This window comes from Providencia sp. PROV175, assembly GCF_032707045.1.
Classification (GTDB): Bacteria; Pseudomonadota; Gammaproteobacteria; order Enterobacterales; family Enterobacteriaceae; genus Providencia; species Providencia hangzhouensis.
Genome location: NZ_CP120533.1, coordinates 1,041,528 through 1,067,413, shown reverse-complemented (window position 1 = coordinate 1,067,413; position 25,886 = coordinate 1,041,528). Strand labels below are relative to the sequence as shown.

The 25,886-nt window shown below is 40.8% G+C and carries 21 protein-coding genes and 4 tRNA genes; 3 read left to right on the top strand and 22 right to left on the bottom strand.

Translation table 11 applies throughout. The annotated features are described in order from the left end of the window. The first annotated feature begins 12 nt into the window (after positions 1 to 12). Positions 13 to 1,185, top strand: a complete 1,173-nt coding sequence (gene pheA, locus P3L44_RS04640) for a bifunctional chorismate mutase/prephenate dehydratase (RefSeq protein WP_004264832.1) — start codon at positions 13 to 15, stop codon at positions 1,183 to 1,185. Positions 1,186 to 1,235: 50 nt separating this feature from the next. Here pheA and P3L44_RS04635 read toward each other — a convergent pair whose 3' ends face one another. The 8 genes from P3L44_RS04635 to ffh form a co-directional block, all read right to left on the bottom strand. After that, the gene (locus tag P3L44_RS04635; RefSeq protein WP_140172706.1) at positions 1,236 to 2,804 is read right to left on the bottom strand and encodes a methyl-accepting chemotaxis protein; all 1,569 of its coding nucleotides are present in this window, start codon (positions 2,802 to 2,804) and stop codon (positions 1,236 to 1,238) included. Between the two features lie 314 nt (positions 2,805 to 3,118). Beyond that, complete coding sequence (tyrA, locus tag P3L44_RS04630; RefSeq protein ID WP_272662725.1) at positions 3,119 to 4,240, bottom strand: bifunctional chorismate mutase/prephenate dehydrogenase; 1,122 nt, start codon at positions 4,238 to 4,240, stop codon at positions 3,119 to 3,121. Between the two features lie 13 nt (positions 4,241 to 4,253). Continuing rightward, the gene (locus tag P3L44_RS04625; protein WP_140172708.1) at positions 4,254 to 5,348 is read right to left on the bottom strand and encodes a 3-deoxy-7-phosphoheptulonate synthase; all 1,095 of its coding nucleotides are present in this window, start codon (positions 5,346 to 5,348) and stop codon (positions 4,254 to 4,256) included. 585 nt (positions 5,349 to 5,933) lie between these two features. After that, the gene (gene rplS, locus P3L44_RS04620) at positions 5,934 to 6,287 is read right to left on the bottom strand and encodes a 50S ribosomal protein L19 (RefSeq protein WP_096864779.1); all 354 of its coding nucleotides are present in this window, start codon (positions 6,285 to 6,287) and stop codon (positions 5,934 to 5,936) included. 41 nt (positions 6,288 to 6,328) lie between these two features. Continuing rightward, the gene (trmD, locus tag P3L44_RS04615; RefSeq protein WP_036958921.1) at positions 6,329 to 7,093 is read right to left on the bottom strand and encodes a tRNA (guanosine(37)-N1)-methyltransferase TrmD; all 765 of its coding nucleotides are present in this window, start codon (positions 7,091 to 7,093) and stop codon (positions 6,329 to 6,331) included. Positions 7,094 to 7,131: 38 nt separating this feature from the next. Continuing rightward, positions 7,132 to 7,677, bottom strand: a complete 546-nt coding sequence (rimM, locus tag P3L44_RS04610; RefSeq protein ID WP_004264824.1) for a ribosome maturation factor RimM — start codon at positions 7,675 to 7,677, stop codon at positions 7,132 to 7,134. 18 nt (positions 7,678 to 7,695) lie between these two features. Beyond that, positions 7,696 to 7,944: a 30S ribosomal protein S16 gene (gene rpsP / locus P3L44_RS04605; protein ID WP_004264823.1), complete on the bottom strand. Its 249-nt coding sequence runs from the start codon at positions 7,942 to 7,944 to the stop codon at positions 7,696 to 7,698. A 136-nt stretch (positions 7,945 to 8,080) separates the two neighbouring features. After that, entirely contained in the window at positions 8,081 to 9,442 is a 1,362-nt protein-coding gene (gene ffh / locus P3L44_RS04600) for a signal recognition particle protein (RefSeq protein ID WP_004914034.1), read from the bottom strand. A gap of 384 nt (positions 9,443 to 9,826) precedes the next feature. Between ffh and P3L44_RS04595 the strand changes: the two genes are divergently transcribed. Both P3L44_RS04595 and P3L44_RS04590 read left to right on the top strand, forming a co-directional pair. Further along, complete coding sequence (locus tag P3L44_RS04595; protein ID WP_272662727.1) at positions 9,827 to 10,618, top strand: inner membrane protein YpjD; 792 nt, start codon at positions 9,827 to 9,829, stop codon at positions 10,616 to 10,618. Positions 10,619 to 10,660: 42 nt separating this feature from the next. Continuing rightward, a complete protein-coding gene (locus P3L44_RS04590; RefSeq protein WP_140172709.1) occupies positions 10,661 to 11,947 on the top strand; it encodes a CNNM domain-containing protein in 1,287 nt (428 codons plus the stop codon). An 85-nt stretch (positions 11,948 to 12,032) separates the two neighbouring features. On the opposite strand, the gene luxS is transcribed toward P3L44_RS04590, so the two are convergent. From luxS to proA, 14 genes are all read right to left on the bottom strand, one after another. Beyond that, a complete protein-coding gene (gene luxS / locus P3L44_RS04585; protein ID WP_004914042.1) occupies positions 12,033 to 12,548 on the bottom strand; it encodes an S-ribosylhomocysteine lyase in 516 nt (171 codons plus the stop codon). A 151-nt stretch (positions 12,549 to 12,699) separates the two neighbouring features. Next, on the bottom strand, positions 12,700 to 14,259 hold the full coding sequence (gene gshA, locus P3L44_RS04580; RefSeq protein ID WP_112307895.1) for a glutamate--cysteine ligase: 1,560 nt from the start codon (positions 14,257 to 14,259) through the stop codon (positions 12,700 to 12,702). A gap of 195 nt (positions 14,260 to 14,454) precedes the next feature. Beyond that, positions 14,455 to 14,531: transfer RNA gene (locus P3L44_RS04575), tRNA-Arg, on the bottom strand. Between the two features lie 94 nt (positions 14,532 to 14,625). Next, a tRNA-Arg gene (locus tag P3L44_RS04570) sits at positions 14,626 to 14,702 on the bottom strand. 138 nt (positions 14,703 to 14,840) lie between these two features. Further along, positions 14,841 to 14,917, bottom strand: a tRNA-Arg gene (locus P3L44_RS04565). A gap of 11 nt (positions 14,918 to 14,928) precedes the next feature. After that, a tRNA-Ser gene (locus P3L44_RS04560) sits at positions 14,929 to 15,021 on the bottom strand. A gap of 436 nt (positions 15,022 to 15,457) precedes the next feature. Next, positions 15,458 to 15,643, bottom strand: a complete 186-nt coding sequence (csrA, locus tag P3L44_RS04555; protein WP_004264815.1) for a carbon storage regulator CsrA — start codon at positions 15,641 to 15,643, stop codon at positions 15,458 to 15,460. 227 nt (positions 15,644 to 15,870) lie between these two features. Beyond that, positions 15,871 to 18,498, bottom strand: a complete 2,628-nt coding sequence (gene alaS, locus P3L44_RS04550) for an alanine--tRNA ligase (protein WP_140172711.1) — start codon at positions 18,496 to 18,498, stop codon at positions 15,871 to 15,873. A 326-nt stretch (positions 18,499 to 18,824) separates the two neighbouring features. Then, complete coding sequence (gene recA / locus P3L44_RS04545) at positions 18,825 to 19,892, bottom strand: recombinase RecA (protein WP_094962029.1); 1,068 nt, start codon at positions 19,890 to 19,892, stop codon at positions 18,825 to 18,827. Positions 19,893 to 19,996: 104 nt separating this feature from the next. Further along, entirely contained in the window at positions 19,997 to 20,500 is a 504-nt protein-coding gene (pncC, locus tag P3L44_RS04540) for a nicotinamide-nucleotide amidase (RefSeq protein WP_004264808.1), read from the bottom strand. Between the two features lie 14 nt (positions 20,501 to 20,514). Beyond that, complete coding sequence (gene lplT, locus P3L44_RS04535) at positions 20,515 to 21,717, bottom strand: lysophospholipid transporter LplT (protein ID WP_036958917.1); 1,203 nt, start codon at positions 21,715 to 21,717, stop codon at positions 20,515 to 20,517. Position 21,718: 1 nt separating this feature from the next. Next, positions 21,719 to 23,866, bottom strand: a complete 2,148-nt coding sequence (gene aas, locus P3L44_RS04530) for a bifunctional acyl-ACP--phospholipid O-acyltransferase/long-chain-fatty-acid--ACP ligase (RefSeq protein ID WP_004264805.1) — start codon at positions 23,864 to 23,866, stop codon at positions 21,719 to 21,721. Between the two features lie 140 nt (positions 23,867 to 24,006). Beyond that, on the bottom strand, positions 24,007 to 24,504 hold the full coding sequence (aroL, locus tag P3L44_RS04525) for a shikimate kinase AroL (protein ID WP_004264804.1): 498 nt from the start codon (positions 24,502 to 24,504) through the stop codon (positions 24,007 to 24,009). 127 nt (positions 24,505 to 24,631) lie between these two features. Then, positions 24,632 to 25,885 (bottom strand): glutamate-5-semialdehyde dehydrogenase, encoded by a 1,254-nt coding sequence (gene proA / locus P3L44_RS04520; protein ID WP_004264803.1) that lies wholly within the window; start codon positions 25,883 to 25,885, stop codon positions 24,632 to 24,634. Position 25,886 lies beyond the last annotated feature (1 nt).

Here is a 25,886-nt window from a genome sequence, read left to right as displayed (position 1 = left end):
AGGGTGGGCAGCATGGAAAACAGCACTAATTTATTAAAAGTAAGAGAGAAAATAAGTCAACTGGATAGTGAATTACTAAATCTTTTAGCAAAGCGCCGTGGTTATGCTGTTGAAGTCGCTGAAACAAAAATTGATGATAGCCGCCCTATTCGTGATAAAGACCGTGAGCGCCAGCTTCTTGATGTTTTAATCAACAAAGGCAAACCGCTAGGGCTTGATGGCTTTTATATCACTCGCCTATTCCAGATGATTATTGAGGACTCTGTTCTTACGCAACAGGCTATTTTACAAAAGCATTTAAATTTAACCCCTAGTGATACCGCGCGTTTCGCATTTTTAGGGCCGAAAGGTTCTTATTCACACATTGCGGCACGCCAGTACTCAGCCCGTCATTTTGACCAACTAGTTGAATGCAGTTGCCATAAATTCCAAGATATTTTTTCATTAGTTGAAAATGGGCAAGCGGAATATGGCATTTTACCAATAGAAAACACCAGTTCGGGCGCAATTAACGATGTTTACGATTTACTGCAAAATACATCATTATCAATCGTCGGAGAGATTCGGCTCCCAATTAACCATTGCCTCTTAACAACAGGAAATACCGATCTCAGCCAGATCAAAACCGTGTATAGCCACCCTCAGCCTTTCCAACAATGCAGCCAATACTTAGCACAATTCCCACACTGGGAAATAAAATATTGTGATAGCACATCAACTGCAATGCAAATGGTCGCAGACCAAAACTCACCGAGTGTCGCGGCACTTGGAAGTGAAGCCGGTGGCGCCTTATACGATTTAAGCGTAATAGAGCATAATCTCGCTAATCAGCAAATTAACATGACACGCTTTATTGTTGTTGCACCACAACCAATTGAAGTCACTGAACAAGTACCGGCTAAAACAACACTGCTTCTGACCACTGGCCAACAAGCTGGTGCCTTAGTTGATGCATTAGTTATCTTGAAAAATAATAAGATAATCATGAGCAAGTTAGAATCACGCCCAATAAATGGAAAACCATGGGAAGAGATGTTTTATGTTGATGTGCATGCCAATTTACGTTCAGATAATATGCAACAAGCTTTAAGAGAGCTTTCAACAATTACTAGGTCAATTAAAATATTAGGCTGCTACCCATCCGAAAATGTGGTTCCTGTTGAACCTGAAAAAATTACGCCTTAATTAAAATATAATTAGGCTGCATTTTTTCAGTGCAGCCTACTAAACTGAAACTATGCTCTCACTTCAGGTTGATAATTCGAAGATTTGACTCTGAAATAATTGACTAGTTCCTTCAAATGGTACGCCTGTTCATTCAATGAGTCCGCTGCGACAACAGATTCCTCAACTAAACTCGCATTTTGTTGTGTGGTTAAATCAAGTTGCCCTACTGCACTATTGATTTGAGAAATTCCATCGCTTTGCTCACGGCTAGCCTGCCCAATTTCACGTAGTAACGCATTCATCTCTTTTACACTATCAACCATGCCATGTATTTGCTGAGTCGCTTTTTCAACAAGTTCCATACCCTCTTGCGTTTGTGACGATGAGTTTTCAATCAACCCACGAATATCACTCGCTGAAGCCGCACTTTTTTGTGCTAATAATCTCACTTCTCCGGCAACAACGGCAAAGCCTCGCCCATGTTCACCGGCTCTTGCCGCTTCAACGGATGCATTCAATGCTAAGATATTGGTTTGAAATGCAATTGAGTCTATTAGATTAATAATTTCTGTCATCTGTGATGATGATCCATTGATTGCACGCATTTTATTCGTTACTTGACTCATCATGTCGCCATTGTTTTGTACAATAATCGCCGCTTGGTCTGCAAGCATGCTAGCTTCATGAGTGTGCTCAGTCGTGTTTTGAACGGTTGAAGTTATTTGTTCCATTGAACTGGCCGTTTCTTCAACTGATGCAGCCTGTTCTTCGGTGCGCGCCGCCAGGTTTTGGTTCCCCGCGACAATTTGCCCTGCTGCTGCCGAAATACTTTCAGAACCTTGTTGAACCTCTTGAACGATTTCCAGCAAGTGCCCTTTCATATCATTAAGTGCATTTAACAATACACCCGTTTCATCTTTTGAGGTGACCTGAATATCTTTAGTCAGATCCCCATTAGCAATTGACTGCGCGAAATTAACCGCATTTTCCAATGGCCTTGTGATAATGTTCGTAATATACCAGCCCATTACGCAGCCCGCGCCAATACTCAAGATTGATAACACCGCTAGTAATAGTTTATTGTTTTCATAATCCGCATTCACTTTACGGCCAACTTCTTGCATTTCCAAATCTTGGATGGCCATTAACGTTTGAATTTGATCACGATAATCACGTTGAATACTAGACGTTTTAGTCATCATTTCGTCAATAGCAGCTTGGCGATTATTCTCTGATAAAAAGGTATTGATGCGAGTAATTGATGAATGAAACTGTTGGCGAATAACACGCAAATCAGCCAAGACTTCTTTAGAGCGATCATCTGTAACGTTATTTTCTAAGCTTTCCATCAATCCATTAATTTTTAATGTAATTTTAGCCAACTCTTCTCTGCGTTTATCACTACCACGATCATCAAGTAAAATTAGCTCTTGGATCCCTATAAAAGAATAAAAGTTATCCATCATTTGCCCTGCGGTAGAGGCAATAGGATAACTTTCATACAGGACTTGTTTCATGCCATCATTAGCTCGGTTCATATTGGCTAAAGAAAAAAGTGAACTTAGGATAATAAGCGCAACAAAACCACCAAATGCTACCGTTAACTTCATACTAATTTTGAGATTTTTAAAAGACATATATTTACCACGCTAACCATCATTTAATGAGTAGTGTTATCGGTAAAACAGGTGAAATCTTTATCATATAAATCGATCGATTTATAAATATTGATTTTAAAAATTGATTAATTTGAAATTAGATAGTGAATAAATTCAGTTTTTATCTGATTAGCATATTATTCGATAGAAATTATACAGATAAGTACAATTACCTATTTTAAATAAACATTCTTGGTGAGATTAACTGAAATAGAAGAATATAGAAGATAACAAAAAATTAACAGGAAAATAAAGCCCTCTACCGCTATAAAACACGATAGAAGGCGGGATGATTATTTTCGATTATCGTTTGCTCGTTGCAGTAATGATTGGCTTTCCTTCATAAAATGATAGGCATCTTCACCGAACCACTGGCTAATTTGATTAAATTGGCGAATAAATTCCGCTTTATCTTTTTTCTCCAGTAGCGCTATTGAATCACCTAACAATTGATGATATCTGCGTATCAATTCAACATTTTCATTTGAAGACATAATAATGTCTGCATAGAGTTGAGGGTCTTGAGCAAACAGCCGCCCAACCATCGCGAGCTCTAAACGATAAATAGGCGATGACAAATCAAGTAATTGCTGTAAATCGATATTTTCCTCAGCAAGATTTCGCCCGTAAGTAAATGTTGTAAAGTGGCGTAATGCCTGAATAAAGCTCATGTTTTTATCATGCTCTTCGGCTGAGATTTCTTTCAAACGTGCCCCCCAAACTAATAACTGTTCAAGAAACCACTGATAAGACTCCGAGCCACGGCCATTACAGTAAGCAAATACTTGCTTTGCAACACTACCAATATCAGGACCAAACATCGGGTGAAGCCCAAGTACTGGCCCATCATGGGCTACTAACATCGCTTCTAATGGCTGTTGCTTAATCGATGCGATATCCATCAAGACCGTGCTTTTATCCAGTTTAGGCAGCTGGTTGATGACTTGTACTGTCAAATGTATTGGTACACTAACTATCACGACGCTCGCACCAGCAACTATAGATTCTGCTTGTACCCAGTCATCTTCGTTTAATGTCTTAACCTGATAGCCTGATAAATTAAGGAGACGGTGAAATAACCGCCCCATTTTCCCATCACCACCTACAATCACAATTGGGCCAGCTGATGGGTTCAGTGTTTTAAACCCTTTATCATTTTCACGTGCGTAAGATTCGCGCATGATCCGCCTTAGAATATCCTCTATCAGATCAGGTGGGATCCCCATACGCTCAGCTTCGGTGCGACGTGCTGCCAACATGCTTGTTTCTCGTTCAGGCACATAAATCGGTAAACCATGTAAACTTTTCACTTCACCGACTTCAGCAACCAGTTGCAGCCTTTTTGCTAATAAATCTAATAATGATTTATCAACTTCATCAATTTGTTCCCGTAAATGGGATAACTCAACAGACATACCAATACCTTGATCAGCTCACTTTACTCAATTTTTGCGCACGTTGTTCAAGCGCAGGCAACAATGCTTGATGTAATTTACGCAATACCGTTTCCGTCGTTTGCCAGTTAATGCAGGCATCTGTCACTGACACACCGTATTTCATTGTGTCACGGGCTTGTTCAGATGTTTGATTCCCTTCATTAATATGACTTTCTAGCATAATACCTGTAATTGATTCATTACCATTAATAATTTGTTCAATAATAGAATCAACAACTAATGGTTGACGGCGGTAATCTTTATTCGAGTTTCCATGGCTACAATCCACCATAAGGGACGGCTCTAAACCTGCTTTTTTCATTTCCGCTTCACAAGCCGCAATGTCTTCAGCATTGTAGTTAGGCGTTTTCCCACCACGTAAAATGACATGTCCGTTACTATTACCTTTGGTATGTAATAAACAAACTTGGCCAGATTGGTTAATTCCCATAAAACGGTGTGGCATCGCTGCTGCTTTTAACGCATTAATCGCTGTAGATAAACTCCCATCGGTTCCATTTTTGAAACCAACAGGCATAGATAAACCAGATGCCATTTCACGGTGGGTCTGTGACTCAGTCGTTCTTGCACCAATGGCTGACCAACTGAATAAATCCCCTAAGTATTGAGGATTGTTAGGATCCAATGCTTCTGTCGCTAATGGCAGCCCCATATTCACTAAATTGGTCAACAAATCACGAGCAATATGTAGGCCTTTTTCCATTTCAAAAGAACCATCCATAAATGGATCACTAATCAAACCTTTCCATCCTACGGTTGTACGAGGTTTTTCAAAATACACACGCATCACAATATATAAGCTATCACTTAATTCTTCGGCTAATACTTTCAGGCGCTCACCATATTCAATAGCGGCATCCACATCATGGATTGAGCAAGGACCACATACCACGAGTAAGCGAGGGTCGCGTTGATGAATAATGTCAGCAATCACTTGGCGCGATGTCGCAATGGCATGCAGGTTGCTGCGACTCAGCGGATATTTCTCTTTCAGACTCTCAGGAGTGATTAATACCTGCTCGTCTTGAATATTCACGTTGTTGAGTACATCTTTTTGCATGATCATTTTTTACCTACTTATTAGCTTATATTTGCTTAGTTTATTATTTACGTATTGTGTTTGGGTGTATGAGTAATAACATACCATGCATCGTAAACAATTCAATCCATTTATGTAAAATATTTCCACACATGTAAAATATTACTTACACAACAGTAGTGAATTGATAAATATATAAATTTACATAAAATTAACATTTATAATATTTAAATTAGAGTTCAACACCAATTTTTAGTAAATATTTATTTACAGATTAAGATGTTAATCTCTCAGCTATATTCTAAATAGTTCGGGGTGTAGCAAGGCGGCAAAGGAATGAGACGCTAGGAGCATGTGACTAGTGCGAATGAGTGCTGCCAACATAGCTACAACTTGAAATAAACTCTCTCAGCTATATTCAAAATAATTCGAGTTGTGGCTAGGCGTCAAACGAGGTTATCTCGGGGAGCATACATAAGTATGTGACCCGAGTAACCGAGAGAAGACAACAACGCCACAGCTTGAAGTATGACGAATATAGTGACGAATATAAAAAGGCCCGCAAATGCGGGCCTCTCTCATAACATAACTTTCGGATGTAGCGAAAGCGTATTACTTGGCGTTCAGACGCTCTTTAATACGAGCTGCCTTACCAGAACGCTCACGCAGGTAGTACAGTTTAGATCTGCGAACAGCACCACGACGTTTAACAGCAATGCTATCTACGACTGGAGAGTGAGTTTGGAATACACGCTCAACACCTTCGCCGTTAGAAATTTTACGAACAGTGAATGCAGAGTGCAGACCGCGGTTACGAATAGCGATAACCACGCCCTCGAATGCCTGCAGACGTTTTTTAGAGCCTTCTACGACCCATACCTTAACTTCCACGGTGTCACCCTGACGGAATGAAGGTACGTCCTGCTTCATCTGCTCTTCTTCGATTTGTTTAATAATGTTGCTCATAATAACTCTCTTACCCTAGGTAAACTGATATGTTTAGACAATTAATTGTCTGGATTCATTTGTTGCTCAGACTGATATTCCCGTTGGAATTCAGCCAGCAACATCCTCTGCTCGTCAGTCAGAGCTAGGCTTTCCAGAAGCTCAGGTCTTCTAAGCCAGGTACGGCCGAGTGATTGTTTCATGCGCCAGCTATCTATTTTAGCGTGGTTTCCTGAAAGTAAAACATCAGGAACTTGCATGCCATCTAACACTTCAGGGCGGGTATAGTGCGGACAATCTAACAAACCATCTGCAAAAGAGTCTTCTTGAGCAGAAGCTTGATGACCAAGTACTCCCGGTATAAACCGTGAAACTGAGTCAATCAACACCATCGCGGGAAGTTCCCCGCCACTGAGAACGTAATCACCGATTGACCATTCTTCGTCAACTTCGGTTTGAATGATACGCTCATCAATGCCTTCATAGCGGCCACAAACAAGAATCAATTTCTCATTGGTTGCCAGCTCGCAAACACCGTCTTGACTAAGTTTGCGCCCTTGCGGTGAAAGATAAATAACCTTTGCACCCTCACCAGCCTCAGTTCTTGCTGCGTTGATTGCATCCTTAAGCGGTTGCACCATCATCAGCATGCCTGGACCACCACCATAGGGGCGATCATCAACAGTTTTGTGCTTATCGTGAGTAAAATCTCGCGGATTCCAGCACTCAAATGTTAGCAGGCCATTTTTCACTGCCCGACCAGTTACCCCGTACTCGGTTATTGCGCGGAACATTTCGGGAAACAGGCTAATTACACCAATCCACATAATTTCGTCCCACTTATCAAAACCGTTCAACCGGAGATTTAAAAACCAGGATCCCAATCCACTTCAATAAGTTTGGCATCGAGATCGACTTTCTTGATAACCTGCCCATCAAGAAACGGAACCAACCGCTCCTTGATGCCAAATGCATCTTTTAAATTCGCCTTAATGACCAGCACATCATTTGAACCGGTCTCCATCATGTCAGTGATGGTACCAAGGTCATAGCCTTGTAACGTCACTACTTGGCAGCCCATCAGGTCTTTCCAGTAGTATTCGTTTTCTAACTCAGGAAGTTGGGTTGAATCAACCGCAATTTCAAAGTTAGTCAAAAGCGCGGCTGCATCGCGGTCATCGACCCCGTTCAGCTTGACAATGATATCCTTGTTATGATGTTTCCAATCTTCAATTTCAATGTGTTGCCATTGACCTGAACGTTGGATAAACCAAGGCTGATACTCAAAAATACTTTCAGCATGTTCGGTGGACGAAAAAACTTTGAGCCAACCACGAATACCGTACGCTGCACCTAATTTCCCCAATACGATTGGGTTTTCAGGTGGCTGTAGTTTAGTTTGCTTGCTCATTGTTACCACCGCGACAGATTAAGCTGCTTTCTTAGCTTGTTTGACCAGTTGTGCAACACGGTCAGAAATAGTTGCGCCTAAGCCAACCCAGTGCTCAACACGGTCCAGGTCTAAACGCAGTTCTTCTGCTTGACCTGCAGCGATCGGGTTGAAGAAACCGATACGCTCAATGAAACGACCGTCACGCGCATTGCGGCTATCAGTCACAACGATTTGGTAGAACGGACGTTTTTTAGCGCCGCCACGAGATAAACGAATTGTTACCATAACATCCTCATTAGTTAACAAAACAACCAGACTCCATCGAGGGATAGAGTCCGGCTGTCATATAAAAAGCCCGAAAAGTTTACTCACTTTGACGCAAAAATCAATCAAAAGTGCGTTTTGTTTGAGGCTTTATTGCTTAACGCCCCGGAAAACCCGGTGGCATCATACCCTTCATGCCGCGCATCATCTTGGCTAGACCGCCTTTTTTCATTTTCTTCATCATGCGTTGCATGTCATCAAATTGTTTTAAGAGGCGATTAACTTCTTGCACGGTAGTTCCCGAACCTGCCGCAATACGACGTTTTCGTGAACCTTTAATAATTTCCGGTTTTTCACGTTCTTTACGTGTCATGGAATTAATCATCGCTTCCATACGAACGGTGATTTTATCATCCATTTGGGACTTAACGGCATCGGGTAACTGAGACATTCCTGGCATTTTGCTCATCATGCTCGCCATGCCGCCCATATTACGCATTTGCTTCAATTGACTTAAAAAGTCATTTAAATCAAAGCCATCTCCCGTTTTAAGTTTTTTAGCAAGCTTTTCAGCTTCATCACGGTCAACTTTATGCTCAATCTCTTCAATCAGAGAAATCACATCACCCATACCAAGGATACGAGACGCGACGCGCTCTGGGTGGAATGGTTCTAAGGCATCAGTTTTTTCACCAACACCTAAGAACTTAATAGGTTTCCCCGTAATCGCACGAATTGAAAGTGCCGCACCGCCTCGTGCATCACCATCGACCTTGGTCAATACAACCCCTGTCAGTGGTAAGGCTTCATTAAATGCTTTCGCTGTATTTGCCGCATCTTGCCCTGTCATCGCATCGACGACGAATAAGGTCTCAACTGGCTTAATAATACGGTGAACTTCTTGGATTTCTTCCATCATCGCTTCATCAACATGCAAGCGACCTGCGGTATCCACCAACAGCACATCGTAGAATTGTAATTGTGCGTGTTTTAATGCTTTTTGAACAATTGCAGCGGGTTTTTCTTGTACTTCTGAAGGGAAAAAGTCAATTCCAACACTTTCAGCTAATGTCTCTAATTGTTTAATCGCTGCAGGGCGATAAACGTCAGCAGAGACAACTAATACTTTTTTCTTTTGCTTTTCTTTTAAGAGCTTACCTAATTTTGCAACACTGGTCGTTTTACCTGCACCTTGCAAACCTGCCATTAAAACGACAGCAGGAGGTTGTGCGGATAAATTAAGTTGATGGTTTTCGTCCCCCATCGCCCTAGTCAGTTCATTTTGAACTATTTTAATGAACTCTTGGCCAGGTGTTAGACTTTTATTGACATCTTGCCCAACGGCATTTTCTTTAACTTTTTGAATGAATTCACGGACAACTGGCAAAGCAACGTCAGCTTCCAGCAAGGCCATGCGAACTTCGCGTAGTGTTTCTTTAATATTTTCATCAGTTAGACGCCCACGCCCACTGATATTGCGCAACGTGCGCGATAGTCTGTCAGTTAAATTATCAAACATATGTCTTAGCTCAATTCTGTTGATGGGCCGATGTCAGCCTGATCTGGTTGCTAATACAGATAATTTCAAGTGCGTGTTACCTAACAACTTGAATTATAAGCATCAATACCTTCACAATGATGAAGGGAAACCAACACTAAAAATAATCGCGGCAAAATAATGCCCCATTGTAACATGCCCGCAGTTTTTTCGCTGCCCCCTGTTTGAAACAGATGATACAGGTTATTATGGCATGAATTTAATAATACAAACCAAGCAGTAGACGCATGAAATGCTATCAGCAATGAATATATTGTGATTGGCCTGTCCAATAGTTGGAGCCTACACTCGTACAAGTTATACTATGAATAACTTTCCACTAAAAATGATAAACGACACTATACTATGCCCGTATTTGCAGTCATAGCAGTTTGTACATACATGGTCAGTCTGTTAATGATCGTCCCTGGCCAAGTGCGTAAACAGCCTTTCTACCGCCACCTCGCGCTTTTTCTTGCCGTTGTTGCGTTAGTAACTCACGCTATTACATTGAAATTTTTGATTTTCAGTGAAGCCGAGGGACAAAACCTCACTCTGTTGAATTTAGGCTCAACAGTGAGCTTACTCATGTGTGTGATTATGACTGTTGTCGCTTACTGGGGAAAAGCTTGGTACTTAACGCCTATAGTCTATAGTTTTGCCATTATTAACTTGATGCTGTCAACGCTAATGCCCGGTGAGTTTATTACGCATCTTGAAGCTCGAGTACCACTTTTTGTTCATATTGGTCTAGCTTTGTTGAGCTATGCGACACTCCTTATTGCTGCTTTATATGCATTACAAGTGGCTTTAATTGACCATCAGCTAAAGAACAAAACCTTAAAATTTAGTCCAGATATGCCACCCATGATGGTAATTGAACGTAAAATGTTCCACATCACTCAAGTTGGGGTCATTTTGCTGACTCTGACCTTGTGTACTGGCTTTATTTATATGGATAATATTTTTGATAAAGAAAATATCCATAAATCGGTATTATCCGTCATTGCATGGTTTGTTTATATCACTCTACTTTGGGGGCATTTCCATGGAGGATGGCGAGGTAAGCGCGTCCTATTTTTCCATGTTGGTGGCTCAATCATCTTAACAATGGCTTTTTTTGGTAACCGTTTAATACAGGAGTTTATGGTATTTTGACGCAAATAAAGCCACGACTTTCACAATATAAGGAAACTTGTTTTGGATGATGTGTCCACGAGTACGCTAATCATCATATTGATTGTTTTAATTTTTATGTCAGCCTATTTCTCTGCATCAGAAACAGGGATGATGACGCTAAACCGTTATCGGTTAAAACATTTAGCAAAACAAGGTAATCGCTCAGCGATCCGCGTTGAAAAACTTCTTAAACACCCTGATAAGCTGTTAAGCCTAGTCCTTATTGGTAATAACTTAATCAACATAGTCGCTTCCGCATTAGCGACCATCATTGGTATGCGATTATATGGGAATGCAGGTGTAGCTATGGCTACAGGGATCCTGACTTTTGTGATCCTCATTTTTGCCGAAGTCATGCCAAAAACACTGGCAGCGCTGTACCCTGAAAAAATCGCATTTCCAAGTAGTTACCTCTTAAAACCATTACAAGTAGTCATGATGCCTATTGTTTTGGCATTTAATACTATTTCAGCGCTACTGTTACGCTGCATTGGGGTGAAGTCACTAACCGCAAGAACTGATGCGGTTAATAAGGAAGAGCTACGCACCATTGTTAACGAATCAAAGCATAAAATTAGCCGCCGAAATCAAGACATGTTGATTTCAATTTTAGACTTAGACAAAGTCACTGTTGGCGATATTATGCTGCCAAGGAATGAGATTGTTGGTATTGATGTCAATGATGACTGGAAATCAATCATTCGGCAGCTCACGCACTCCCCTCATGGCCGCATTGTGCTTTATCGCGACTCACTTGATGACTCTATTGGCATTTTACGCGTCCGTGAAGCATACCGTCTTATGATGGAAAAACGTGAGTTTAATAAGCAAAACCTAATTAAAGCTGCAGATAACATTTATTTTATTCCTAACAGTACACCATTAAATGTTCAGTTAGTTAACTTCCAGCACAATAAAGAAAAACTTGGGATCATTGTTGATGAATACGGTGAAATTCAAGGCCTTATCACTGTCGAAGATATATTAGAAGAGATAGTGGGTGACTTCACAACCTCGATGTCGCCATCTTTAGCCGAAGAAGTCTTGCCACAAAGTGATGGAAGCGTTCTTGTAGACGGTTCTGCTAATATTCGTGAGCTGAATAAGGCTTTTGATTGGAATCTCCCCATAGATGGCCCTAGGACGGTTAATGGCATGGTTTTAGAGGTCATTGGTGATATTCCACAGCTTGAAGAGCAAATCGTGGTGGGGCATTACCTTATCGAGGTATTAGCGATGAATGAAAATATCGTTAAACAGGTTAGGATCACACCTCTTACATTCAGTTCTCAAGTCCCCGACCTTTGATTTGGTCATAAACTTGCAATTTAATTCTCATATAAAATAAAAAGAGCCTTAATTGGCTCTTTTTATAGAGAATATTTGATAAAAACTAAACGTGTAGCTGTTCAAGTTTCTCTGCAGGTAATGCTAATTCATCATTTTTATTGATACCAATTTCTGATGCAAGAACATTACGTGCAATTTGCTGGGCTTCTTCCAGTGAGTGCATTTTGTATGTACCGCACTGATAGACATTCAATTCAGGGATCTTGTTTTGGTCTTTCACTTGCAAAACATCTTCCATTGCCGCTTTCCATGCATTAGCAACACGCAGTTCATCTGGCTGGCCAATAAGGCTCATATAAAAACCAGTACGGCACCCCATTGGTGAAATATCAATAATTTCAACACCATTTCCGTTGAGGTGATCACGCATAAAGCCTGCAAAAAGGTGCTCTAAAGTATGCGTCCCTTTTTCTGTCATGGCTTCTTCATTTGGTACAGTAAAACGCAAATCAAAAACTGTGATGGTATCACCGCTTGGTGTTTTCATGGTTTTTGCCACACGTACAGCAGGTGCTGACATGCGAGTATGATCGACAGTAAAGCTATCTAATAATGGCATTTCGTGACCTCCTCGAAAATAAAAAATATTTTCTAAAATAAATGAAACTATTTTGAAAATACAGAGTCTGAATTATTGAAAGACGCGCAATTTGTTATCATCCCTAATTCTCTAAGAGATTTTTTTTGGCCACCTAGAGTGGCCATTTCTTTTAGCGTCCTGCATGAATGCGTAGATAGTCCTCAAAGCTTTCGCTCTCACTTTGTTCCATCTTCGCTTGCTTCGCTATTGAAGCTAATCGTGCTTGCTCAAATTGCTCTTCAGTTATCACTTCATACGGCTCGTTCACTAACTGTTCAAAATATTTTTCAGCTAATTCTAACCCGTAACCACCAATACCTTTTTCTAACATTTCATCCATAACAAGCGCTGAATATGTAAGAGTTGGGTCTTTAAACATAGCAACAAATTGGTGACAAACTTCTTGATATTTTGCATCGCAACAAGTGTCTAGCACTTCAGCCACACGGATCAAGTCATTAAATAATTGCTGCCCAACGTCAACTAATGGTTTAACTTCGCTGCCACAACCGAAACCAATGACTTGGCCTGGTTTACGACCTTCAAGAATGACACGATTCCAGTTTTGACGGCAACAGTCTAATTCCTGAGCATTCATTTCAGGTGCATCAGCAAGTACACACCATATTAAGAATAGATCAACAAAACGAGCTTGCGTTTCATTAACGCCTATCGCACTAAATGGATTGATATCAAGTGAACGGACTTCAATGTACTCAATACCACCACGTAATAATGCGTCAGAAGGTGATTCATTGCCTTTAGGAACGCGTTTGGGCCGTATTGGGGCATAGAGCTCATTTTCAATCTGCAGCACATTCGTATTTAGTTGAATATATTTGCCGTCTTTTTTTACACCCAGTTTTTCAAATTCAGCTGAAGGCTTATGGATGGCTTTTTTCAGGTTCTCTACATATTCATCCAATTTATTGAATGTGATGTTTAAATCACTTTGTGATTTATTTGTATAACCTAAGTCACTCATGCGTAATGATGTCGCATAAGGCAAGTAATACGTACCACAGTCTGTTTTATCAAATGATAGCGTCGTATCCCTATCTTTCAAAAAAGAGCCGCAAATAGCTGGAGATGCGCCAAATAGATAAGGAATAACCCAACCAAAGCGGTAGTAATTTCTAATTAGACGTAAATAGCCTTCAGAAATTTTTTCTTTACCGCTTTCTTCGTCTTCAATACCCGCCCATGCTTGCCAAAATTCAATCGGCAAAGAGAAGTTATAATGCACCCCTGCTATCGTTTGCATCAAAGCACCATAACGATTTTTAAGGCCTTCGCGGTACAGCGTTTTAAACTGCCCCACATTAGAAGAGCCGTACTGCGCAAGAGTGATTTTATCTTCACTTTCAATAAAGCATGGCATACTCAGCGGCCACATTCTTTCATCTTGAAGGTGACGAGCTGTATAGCGGTGTAAATCTCGCAAAAAAGCCAAATTATGGCTAATGCTTTTATCTACAGGAGTAATAAATTCGAGTAAGGACTCCGCAAAATCTGTCGTGATCCATTTATGTGTTAAAGCTTTTCCCAGCCCTTCTGGATGCAAGGTCTCTGCAATTGCGCCTGTGGGGGTTACACGCAATGTTTCACGCTCAATACCACGTTGAATACCATTAAGTGTTTCTGGGTGCGCCTCTAACCATGAGAGCGCTTTCGATACGTCCGGGATCAAGTCGACCTCCCTCCTGTGATGTTAATTTATTTTATTAAGGCAATTACTTTAGCTTAAATCACATAAATTGTCGCTGTCTAGATGTGTGGTTTATGAGGGAATAAATCAAAGAGGTATAGAAAATACGATTTAATTAATTTTATGAATGGTAATTTTAGGCAAAAAAAACATCTCGAATCAGGAGTTTCTTAAAGATGGTGCATCCGGGAGGATTCGAACCTCCGACCGCTCGGTTCGTAGCCGAGTACTCTATCCAGCTGAGCTACGGATGCAAAATTCATTCGATTTGAAATCGATACATTCTCAATAACTTTTCTGAGTTAAATTAAAAGGTATTATTGATATGCTAAATTATTAGCTAAGAGATGGTGCATCCGGGAGGATTCGAACCTCCGACCGCTCGGTTCGTAGCCGAGTACTCTATCCAGCTGAGCTACGGATGCATACTTAATGCAAGATGTGCTGCTCTCTCAAACTTCTTTATCAACTTCTACTTCTATAAATCAACTTCTTAGTTACTGCTTTGTTTGGTTGCTAAAACCAAAACAAAACCCCATCAGATTCTCTCATAGGGTTAAAGATGGTGCATCCGGGAGGATTCGAACCTCCGACCGCTCGGTTCGTAGCCGAGTACTCTATCCAGCTGAGCTACGGATGCATAATCTAAAATGGCGGTGAGGGAGGGATTCGAACCCTCGATGCAGCTTTTGACCGCATACTCCCTTAGCAGGGGAGCGCCTTCAGCCTCTCGGCCACCTCACCATATTTTAGTTACACACGATTTGTTTTTTCAAACATCTCGTTGCTGTGTGGCGCACATATTACTTTCCTAGACTTAGAAGTCAAACAATTTTTCCAAACTTTTTGCATTCCGTTGTCTGTTTGCACATTTCACAAGCAAGATGCTTAGTTTAACACCGAAAAAGATATTTTTCAGCCCTTATGACACTAACTTTAGAAACAAAAATACAGAAAAAAAATTATTCTATAAGTGAATAAAAATGAGCTCACTGGATTGATTAGCCTATATTTCATACAAAGGAAAACAAGATTTCGTACAAGAAAACCGAAGACTAAACAATAAAGTGAGTTTGATGCTAGAGAATTATAAAAAACGAAAGGATATTTTTAGAAATAATGTGAGTAAGACAAGCGCCCATTCTTGCTGTGTGATCAATCATTGGACGCTTATTCATTATTATTGATTATCTGGTTGAGTCTTTTCAGCCTGGATCCGTTGATAAATTTCTTCACGGTGAACAGAAACTTCTTTTGGGGCATTAACACCAATACGAACTTGGTTGCCTTTGACACCCAATACAGTAACTGTTACCTCATCGCCTATCATGAGTGTTTCACCAACTCGACGAGTCAGAATAAGCATTCTTTGCTCCTTGAAATATTAAAAGAGTCGGGTCTCTAGGTATCCCCGCTATTGTCCATCACACACCGTGAAAACGTAAAGCAATGACATTCACCTAAAGCATTGATGCCATCAATACAAGCATTCTAATTATTTACAAGCAAAATATAGCACTACAAACGATACATTAACAATGCCGCAACAGATTAAAGTTGCCTCATATTTTAATGAGGCAACTTTGTAAGTGCTTACAGACGCGCTTCGACCCATTCTTCGACACTTGCCATAGCAGCAGGTAATGCGCTAACGTCAGTACCTCCCGCTTGAGCCATGTCTGGGCGACCGCCACCTTTACCACCTACCTGACTTGCAATATAGGAAATTAAGTCCCCTGCTTTAACTTTAGCAGTCAAATCATTAGTTACCCCAACGATCATACTGACTTTATCACCACTTGTTGTTGAAAGCACGATAATCGCTGATTTCAACTGATTTTTAAGGTCATCAACCATAGTTCTCAACAACTTAGGATCAGTATCCGCTAATTGAGTGACTAATAATTTGATGCCTTTCACGTCTTTCGCTTTACTACTTAGTGAAGCACTTTCTTGAGATGCTTGTTGATCTTTTAGTTGCACAATTTCTTTTTCGAGTTGGCGAGATTTGTCTAACGCCGCTTTTACTTTCTCGACAAGACTATTAATATCACCTTTCACTAAGTGTGCAATTGCTGAAAGTTGCTCTGACTGATTGTGAATGCTTTCAATCGCCATTGTGCCTGTAGTCGCTTCAATACGACGAACACCTGCAGCCGTACCAGATTCACTCAAGATACGGAATAAACCAATATCTCCTGTACGACGCGCATGTGTACCACCACATAACTCGATAGAAAAATCCCCCATACTCAGAACACGTACACGTTCCTCATATTTTTCACCGAATAATGCCATAGCACCTTTTGCTTTAGCGCCTTCTAAATCCATCAGTTCAGTTTCAATTTCTGAGTTTTTACGGATTTGTGCATTCACAATATCTTCTACTTGACGTAGTTGCTCTTGTGTCATCGCTTCAAAATGAGAGAAGTCAAAACGCAAGTATTTGTCATTAACCAATGAACCCTTTTGAGAAACATGGTCGCCTAATACTTGGCGTAATGCCGCATGCAGTAAGTGTGTTGCTGAGTGATTTAAACGGATCGCATCACGTCTAGCGCTATCCACAACAGCGGTAATTCTATGGTTAACAACCAGTGAACCCGCCTCTACCTTACCAATATGCCCAATTGCTTGACCATATTTTTGTGTATCAGTGACTTTAAAGCTCGCATTGTCATTATTTAAGTAACCAGTATCACCGACTTGCCCACCAGACTCTGCATAAAATGCAGTTTTATCTAGTATAACTAAGCCTTCTTCACCCGCATTCAAACTGTCTACAGGTTGGCCATCTTTATATAATGCAGTAATAGTGGCTTGTTGCTCATCATATTGATAACCGGAGAATTCACTACGCTTATCAACTTTAATTAAAGAGTTATAATCCGCACCAAAACCACTGGATTCGCGCGCACGACGACGCTGGTCTTCCATCGCCCGCTCAAAACCTTCTTCGTCGACTTTAATATTGCGCTCACGGCAAACATCTGCCGTTAAATCGATTGGGAAGCCATAGGTGTCATATAAGCGGAATGCCGCTTCACCATCCAGAGTATCCCCTTTCAGTGAAGCAAGTTCTTCATCTAATAATTGAAGACCGCGTTCTAACGTGCGTGCAAATTGCTCTTCTTCGGTCTTGAGAACTTTTTCAACCATAGCTTGCTGGCGTGCAAGTTCATCGGCCGCAGGCCCCATGACTTTAATCAATGGCGCGACTAATTTGTAGAAGAAAGTGTCTTTGGCACCAAGCATATAACCGTGACGAACAGCACGTCGAATAATACGACGCAGAACATAACCACGACCTTCATTTGATGGAATAACACCATCACTGACAAGGAATGCACAAGAACGAATGTGGTCAGCAATAACGCGTAATGATTTATTCTCTAAATCCGTCGCACCTGTTGCTTTAGCTGCCGCAGCAATAAGGTCACGGAAGATATCAATTTCATAGTTTGAATTAACGTGCTGCAATACCGCAGAAATACGCTCTAAGCCCATTCCTGTGTCAACTGAAGGTTTTGGTAGAGGCTCCATTGTCCCGTCAGACTGACGGTTAAATTGCATGAAGACTAAATTCCAAATTTCAATATAGCGGTCACCGTCTTCTTCTGGGCTTCCTGGAGGGCCACCCCATATATGGTCACCGTGATCATAGAAAATCTCGGTACATGGACCACAAGGACCGGTATCACCCATTTGCCAGAAGTTATCTGACGCATATGGTGCGCCTTTGTTATCACCAATACGAATAATACGCTCAACTGGAATACCAATTTCTTTATTCCAGATATCATAAGCTTCATCGTCAGTTGCGTAAACGGTTACCCACAACCTTTCTTTTGGTAAGTTAAACCATTCTTCGCTAGTCAATAACTCCCAAGCAAAACGGATAGCGTCATGCTTAAAGTAATCGCCAAAGCTAAAATTGCCTAACATTTCAAAAAATGTATGGTGGCGGGCGGTATAGCCCACATTTTCTAAGTCGTTATGTTTACCACCTGCACGCACACAGCGTTGCGCGGTTGTCGCTCGGGAATATGCTCTTTTATCCAGACCAAGAAATACATCTTTGAACTGGTTCATCCCTGCGTTTGTGAACAATAGTGTAGGGTCATTATTTGGCACTAGTGAACTACTAGAGACCACTTGATGACCTTTTGTATGAAAAAAGTCGAGAAACGCTTGACGGATCTCAGCGGTGCTTTTACTCATATTTATCCCGATATCAAGCTGGAAACAGAATTACGAATTGTTGAGATGGAATGTAACATCACCTCTAATCAACTCTCCGATTAAAAAGTGACTGATAAGATAAAGTCTCTTTGTGCAGAAGTAAAATATAGATACATCCATTCGCAGCTTTCATTGTAAAGCGTCTAGATATTTTCTGAAAGTATGTTTATACCTTGCACTGGTGTATTTTTCCACAGAAAAACTGTTCAATAAACTATTAATGTAATAGGTTAAAAATAAAATAGGCGCCACCACATCAGCGGATCGCCTATAATTTGCTTATTAATCAATTAATTAGATTAAAATTAAAATTCTTCTGGTGTTTCTTCTTCATCAGCATCACTGATAAAGTCTGTTGCTGCACTACTAAATTCACCAGTGTGATTCAATAACATTTCACGCAGTTTGGTATCAATTTCTTGAGCGACTTCAGGGTGCTCTTTTAAATAATTTGTTGAGTTAGCTTTACCTTGGCCAATTTTATCGCCGTTATAACTATACCAAGCCCCTGCTTTTTCAATTAACTTATGTTTTACACCTAAGTCAATTAACTCGCCGAAGGTATTAATACCTTCACCATACAAAATTTGGAATTCAGCTTGTTTGAACGGTGCTGCAACTTTGTTTTTTACCACTTTAACGCGAGTTTCACTACCGACGATTTCTTCGCCATTTTTAACAGCACCAATACGGCGGATGTCTAAACGAACAGATGCGTAGAATTTTAATGCATTACCACCTGTTGTTGTTTCTGGGTTACCAAACATAACACCAATCTTCATACGAATTTGGTTGATAAAGATCAGTAAGGTATTAGATGTTTTTAAGTTACCAGCTAACTTACGCATTGCTTGGCTCATCATACGAGCAGCTAGGCCCATATGTGAATCACCAATTTCACCTTCAATTTCAGCTTTTGGTGTTAATGCAGCAACGGAGTCAACGATGATCACATCAACCGCACCTGAGCGAGTTAATGCATCACAAATTTCTAGCGCTTGCTCACCGGTGTCCGGTTGAGAACATAGTAAGTTATCGATATCAACGCCTAATTTTTTAGCATAGATAGGGTCTAAAGCGTGTTCAGCATCGATGAAAGCACATGTTTTACCACTACGTTGCGCTGCAGCAATAACTTGCAGAGTTAGTGTTGTTTTACCTGAAGATTCAGGGCCGTAGATTTCAACAATACGACCTAGTGGCAAGCCACCAGCACCCAATGCAACATCAAGGGATAAGGAGCCTGTTGAGATAGTTTCAACATCCATAGAGCGGTCTTCACCAAGACGCATAATGGAACCTTTACCAAATTGCTTTTCAATTTGGCCTAATGCTGCTGCAAGTGCTTTTTGTTTGTTTTCATCAATAGCCATGTTTACTCCCTAAGTGCAATGATTTGACCACTGCAAATAAAACGATTGAATTCGGTTTGTTGAAATTAATTATACTGTATAATCATACAGTATCAAGGAAATTTTTAACTTAACTGCTTTAAAAGTGTTTCAAGTATATAAAGTGTTGATTGAAAACGAACTTCATTTCTGTTTCCTTGAAACACTTGATGTTGTGTTGTGACTAATACCGTTTGGTCTGCCTGTTTCTGTGCAAAACCAAACCATACTGTACCAACAGGTTTTTCTACACTACCGCCCCCAGGGCCTGCTATTCCACTAACTGAAACAGCAAAATCTGCACAGGCTTCTTGTAAAGCGCCTGTCGCCATTTCAGTAACGACTTGTTGGCTTACAGCTCCATACTGCTGTAAAGACTCATCTTTAACACCGATCATTTGATGCTTTGCTTCATTACTGTATGTCACAAAGCCACGCTGAAAATAATCTGAGCTACCCGATATATCGGTTAAAACTTTGGCAACCCAGCCCCCGGTACATGACTCTGCGGTTGTGACTGTTTTACCCTGTTCTTTCAGTTTCAGCCCAACCTGAATACTCAGAGTTTCAAGCCGCTTCTCATCTATCATGATGTTATCTACCTTTATGCCATTTTTTTACGAGCGCGATCCCAAACCCATAAACCCGCAATCGCAATTGCGAATACAGCACCGAAACCAATACCGGCATTCACAACTGACAAACCTGCTTTAATTGCTAATGAGTACAAGCCTAACATAATTAGCATTGCACTATTTTCACCTAAATTTTGTACTGCAATCGCATTCCCTGCTCCAACAGTTTCCTTCCCTTTTTCTTGCAATAATGCATTCAACGGAACGACAAATAAACCGCCGAAGATCCCAAGGATGATTAAAATAAAATAGGATGGAATAATATTAGTTTGCAACGAAAGTAACACCACCATCACACCTATAATAACTCCCGCAGGAATGCAGCGATAAACCGTTTTTAAGGTAATAAACTTGGCAGCAAGCCCGGCTCCTGCAACTATTCCCACGGCAACCATCGCATTTAAAATAGTCGGCGTTGTGTTGTCTTGTAATCCCAATGCCACAGGCACCCATGCAACGAGCAGAAAACGCAGCGTTACCCCAGCCCCCCAGAACAAGCTGGTTCCAACTAGTGAAAAACGGCTTTCTTGGTTAGCCCATAGCACCCGGCAGGCATTGAAAAAAGAAGTAATTAACAGTTTAAGATCCCAACCTTTTCCAGGCCTCGCGGCAGCTAAGTGTGGGATGAAAAAATTCGCAATAACGGCTAACGCATACAATACAGCACATGTGCCTAGCGCTAAGATTAAGTTAATATCAGAAAGCATTCCTCCAACAACCGATCCCACTAAAATGGCTGCGATTGTTGAAGCCTCCATGACACCATTGGCCTTAACAAGGTTATCTCCACCTGTGAGCTCACCTAAAATACCGTATTTAGCTGGTGAATATGAAGCCGCGCCGATTCCTACTAACCCATAGCAAAGGAATGGATTTAGCCCAAAACAAATCCCTAATGCCCCAATAAACTTAAAGATGTTAGAAAACAACATCACTCGGCCCTTTGAGAACCTATCTGCAATTTGCCCAACAAATGGCGCTAAAACGATGTAAGTGAAAACAAACACCATTTGTAAGATAGGATGACTCCATTCAGGATAAAACTCGGCTTTAAGTTGGGCTAATATGGCAAATAATAAAGCATTATCTGCAAATGCAGAAAGAAACTGTGAAGCAAGTACAGCTTTCATTCCTCTGCTCATTAACGGTACATTGGAAGCATTCTCTTGCATGTTATTCATCCTTTAATGCCATTTGCTTTAATGTGACAAAATCCGTTTTACCACTACCTAGTACTGGCAATTCTTTAACAAAACGAATATCACGTGGAACCGCTAACTCGGTTAACCCTTTGCTCTTGGCTGCGCTGGATAATGCGCTACGGTCTAGTTCTTTATCTGTTGTGAACAAAACAAGCGCTTCACCTTTACTGCTATCTGGCTTTGTAACCACACCGTGATTTGCATTAGGAGAAAGAGATGCCACCATTTGCTCAATACTTTCGAGAGAAACCATTTCACCCGCAAGTTTAGCAAAACGTTTAACACGGCCTTTTATCGTACAGAAATTTTTATGATCTAGTTCAACGATATCACCTGTGTCGTACCAACCTTCCTCTATTTCACCTTGTGCATTTTCAGCTCGTGGTGTTTCAAGTACCCCAGGCGCTTCCACACGCAAATACCCTTTCATGATATTTGGGCCTTTAAGCTGTAATTTACCACCTTGTTCAATACCAGAAATGGGGATAATTCGCGCTTCCATTTCGGGTAAAATTTGCCCTACAGAGCCTTCTTTAGCGGCCATTGGCACATTAATTGAAACAATAGGTGCACACTCAGTTACCCCATAGCCTTCAAGAATTCGGATGCCAAATTTATCGAACCAGATTTTTTTGGTTTTATCTGATAATTTTTCTGCGCCCGCAACCACATAACGCAAACGTGCAAAATCATACTGATGAGCAAATCGTGCGTAGTTACCTAAAAAGGTTGATGTTCCAAATAATACCGTACAGTTTTTGTCATAGACTAATTCAGGAATGATCCGGTAATGTAATGGGCTTGGATAAAGGAAAACTCGGCTACCTGAAAATAGAGGGATAAATAAGCCAACCGTCAAACCAAATGCGTGAAATAATGGAAGTGACGACATAAAGCGGTCACGAGGTGTAAAATCGGCGATCGTTTTAATTTGTTCTACGTTTGCCATCAAGCTGGCATGGCTGTGAACAACACCTTTCGGTGTACCTTCCGAGCCGGATGTGAATAAAACAATCGCTTCATCGGACGGCTTTCGGGGAATAATGGCTTTTTTAGGATTAAATAAGTGCTTAATAATCCATATTTTATCTTGCCATGTTACCGTGTCTTTTAAATCTTCAAGGTAAATCCAACTTGCTTCTGGCACTTGTTCTGGAATATGCGTTAAGTTGCCTTTTTCCAAAAATTGGCGGGAAGTAAAGACCACTTTCGCTGCTGAAGCTTTTAAAGCGTTACTAATACCGTGACTGCCCGCAGTGTAATTAAGCATGGCAGGTACTCGGCCTCTCATTAAAGCGCCAAAAATCGCGGCTGCGGTGACTGTCGCATTTGGCAATAATAGGCCAACTCTTTCATTTTCATGAGTATAGCGTTCAATAATACGACCAACCCCTAAGGTTTTTTTCAATAGAGATTGATATGAATCCTCTTTAAATGCGATGTCTTCAATACAAGGCGTGCGGCGCCCAAAAAACTGAACACTTTGAATAAATTCTTCAACTAATGTGACTTGTGGTAAACAAGACATACGTGCGGACTTCATGATTTGGTACAGATTTTCACCAGCCAGAGCACGACGCTCTACCGCTCTAGGAGCTTCTGGCATTGGAATTTCTTGTGCTGGCAATATATGCAATGTGATCTTCGGGAACCATTTTAATGGAAAAATTCCTTTCAGCCGCCCAAAATGGCTATATTGTGCACCTTCTATACGAATAGGAACAACTTTTGCTTCTGACTTTGCTGCCACAAAAGCCGCTCCTTCGTATATTTTCATTAAAGAGCCATGAACCGAAATTCGGCCTTCTGGGAAAATAACTATTGGGCGCCCTTTTTCTACCTCTTTAACTAGATGACGAATACCTAGAGGGTTGGCAGGATCAAGAGGGACAATATCCGCATAGGGCTTAAGGCGCTTCACCATTTTCGGTGTGGCAAATGTTGAATAAACAGCAAATACAGGTTTGACAGGCAAAAAAAGTGCGATTAATACACCATCTAGGAAAGAAACATGATTGGGCGTAATTAAGCATTTATCTTGATTAAATTCTTTCGCGTCGCCAATAACTTGTACGCGAAACAAAAATTTAAGTACTGTTTTGACTATCTTTGCCAACATAATGAGTCCCTATACTATGATTATATTTTTATATATTAGTGTGATACGACTATACCTTTAGTGACTTCTATCTTACTGAGCTACTCCCTTTACTCTAATTAGTATATTCCGAAAACACCGCTGGCTTATCACTCATGAGTTTAAGTTAAATCATTAAGTTGTGCGATGATGTCGTCGACAGGCTGTGCCGCATCAATAATATGATGTGCTGTCGCACGGTAGATAGGCTCCCTTTGTTGCATTACTTCTTCAATTTCTTCAACTAAAGATTTTCCTGTCAAACTTGGTCGCTGATCCGCTTGCGGTTCCGCAGCGAGGCGTTTTGCTAAAACTTCAGGGTGGGTATTTAAGTAAATCACGGTGCCGTTATTACGCATAATTTGCTGATTTTCTTCTGCAAGAACAAGCCCCCCACCAGTTGAAACAATCATATCGCTTTGCGTAATCGACTTAAGGACGTCAGTCTCTAGCTGGCGAAAGTAATCCCAACCGTGCTGTTCAACAATTTCTGCAATACTTTTTCCCGCTTTTTCTAAAATCAATTTATCTGTATCAACAAATTGATAACCTTTAGATTCTGCAAATTTTTTACCAATTGTGGTTTTACCCGAACCTCTTGGACCGATAATGTAAAACATTAAATTTCATCCCATCATCATAAATACTAAGCAATACCGATTACAAATTTGCTTATGATAAACTGCCTAGTTTGGCAAATAAAAAAAGAAAGCCACACAAGTGTGGCTATCTCATCATTTTTACTCATTATGGACGACTTAAAAAGTCACCATACCCGATCCATTTGTACGTTGTTAGTGCATCTAACCCCATAGGGCCACGTGAATGTAATTTTTGCGTACTCACTGCGACCTCTGCACCTAAACCAAACTGCCCACCATCGGTAAAGCGAGTGCTTGCATTAACATATACCGCGGCTGAATCTACACATTGAACGAAATAGTCAGCTTGGTGAATAGATTCTGTCAAGATAGCATCAGAATGGGCTGTACCATAATGACGAATATGGTCGATAGCCGCGTCAATATCATCAACAATGTCTACGTTAAGATCCAGTGATAGCCACTCATCGACAAGGTTTTCAGGTTTTACATCAACAACTTTAGCTGGGCCTTGTTTTAGCAATGGAAGCGCTTTTTCACTCGCATGTAATGTGACTTGTTGCTGTGCCATTTTTTCACTTAAAAACGGCAGAAATTCATTCGCAATCTCTTTATGAACTAATAATGTTTCCAGTGAATTACAAGCGCTTGGGCGCTGAACTTTTGCATTAATAATCACGTTAATGGCTTTATTAAAATCTACCGATTTATCAACAAATGTATGGCAAACACCAATTCCCCCAGTAATTACTGGGATCGTTGATTGCTCACGACATAATTTATGTAAACCCGCACCGCCGCGAGGGATTAGCATATCCACGTAGCGATCTAATTTGAGTAATTGCGCAACTAATTCACGGTCAGGGTTATTAATAGCTTGTACTGCATCTGCTGGCAAGCCGCTATTTTCCAATGCTTTTTGAATAACTTCCACCACCGCAAGGTTAGTATGATGCGTCTCTTTCCCGCCACGTAAAATGACCGCATTACCTGTCTTTAAACATAACGAAGCCACATCAACGGTGACATTAGGGCGGGCTTCATAAATGACACCGACAACCCCCAATGGGACACGGCGGCGCTGTAAATTTAAGCCGCTATCCAATTGGCTTCCATCAATGATTTGCCCAACAGGATCAGCTAATTGGCATACTTTTCTAACATCATCAGCAATACTTTTTAAACGCTCTGGCGTCAGCAATAAGCGGTCTTGTAACGCCTCAGTCATACCGCTTGCTTTTGCCTGCGCCATGTCTTTTTGATTCGCTGCAAGTATAACTGCATTATCTTGTTCTAGTAGATCTGCAATTTGTAATAGTGCTGCATTTTTTTGTTTGGTACTTAACTGAGCTAATTGCCATGAAGCAACCCTTGCAGCCTTACCCATTGTCTCTAACATA

Excerpts from the sequence above, each read along its gene's own strand:
- aas (WP_004264805.1), bottom strand. The coding sequence starts at position 23,866 with ATGTTGGCAAAGATAGTCAAAACAGTACTTAAATTTTTGTTTCGCGTA.
- ffh (WP_004914034.1), bottom strand. The coding sequence starts at position 9,442 with ATGTTTGATAATTTAACTGACAGACTATCGCGCACGTTGCGCAATATC.
- pheA (WP_004264832.1), top strand. The coding sequence starts at position 13 with ATGGAAAACAGCACTAATTTATTAAAAGTAAGAGAGAAAATAAGTCAA.
- csrA (WP_004264815.1), bottom strand. The coding sequence starts at position 15,643 with ATGCTTATTCTGACTCGTCGAGTTGGTGAAACACTCATGATAGGCGAT.
- pncC (WP_004264808.1), bottom strand. The coding sequence starts at position 20,500 with ATGATAGATGAGAAGCGGCTTGAAACTCTGAGTATTCAGGTTGGGCTG.
- P3L44_RS04625 (WP_140172708.1), bottom strand. The coding sequence starts at position 5,348 with ATGATCATGCAAAAAGATGTACTCAACAACGTGAATATTCAAGACGAG.
- alaS (WP_140172711.1), bottom strand. The coding sequence starts at position 18,498 with ATGAGTAAAAGCACCGCTGAGATCCGTCAAGCGTTTCTCGACTTTTTT.
- aroL (WP_004264804.1), bottom strand. The coding sequence starts at position 24,504 with ATGTTTTACATTATCGGTCCAAGAGGTTCGGGTAAAACCACAATTGGT.
- lplT (WP_036958917.1), bottom strand. The coding sequence starts at position 21,717 with ATGCAAGAGAATGCTTCCAATGTACCGTTAATGAGCAGAGGAATGAAA.
- P3L44_RS04595 (WP_272662727.1), top strand. The coding sequence starts at position 9,827 with ATGCCCGTATTTGCAGTCATAGCAGTTTGTACATACATGGTCAGTCTG.
- rplS (WP_096864779.1), bottom strand. The coding sequence starts at position 6,287 with ATGAGCAACATTATTAAACAAATCGAAGAAGAGCAGATGAAGCAGGAC.
- luxS (WP_004914042.1), bottom strand. The coding sequence starts at position 12,548 with ATGCCATTATTAGATAGCTTTACTGTCGATCATACTCGCATGTCAGCA.
- tyrA (WP_272662725.1), bottom strand. The coding sequence starts at position 4,240 with ATGTCTGTTGAGTTATCCCATTTACGGGAACAAATTGATGAAGTTGAT.
- proA (WP_004264803.1), bottom strand. The coding sequence starts at position 25,885 with ATGTTAGAGACAATGGGTAAGGCTGCAAGGGTTGCTTCATGGCAATTA.
- trmD (WP_036958921.1), bottom strand. The coding sequence starts at position 7,093 with ATGTGGATTGGTGTAATTAGCCTGTTTCCCGAAATGTTCCGCGCAATA.
- recA (WP_094962029.1), bottom strand. The coding sequence starts at position 19,892 with ATGGCTATTGATGAAAACAAACAAAAAGCACTTGCAGCAGCATTAGGC.
- P3L44_RS04635 (WP_140172706.1), bottom strand. The coding sequence starts at position 2,804 with ATGTCTTTTAAAAATCTCAAAATTAGTATGAAGTTAACGGTAGCATTT.
- rpsP (WP_004264823.1), bottom strand. The coding sequence starts at position 7,944 with ATGGTAACAATTCGTTTATCTCGTGGCGGCGCTAAAAAACGTCCGTTC.
- rimM (WP_004264824.1), bottom strand. The coding sequence starts at position 7,677 with ATGAGCAAGCAAACTAAACTACAGCCACCTGAAAACCCAATCGTATTG.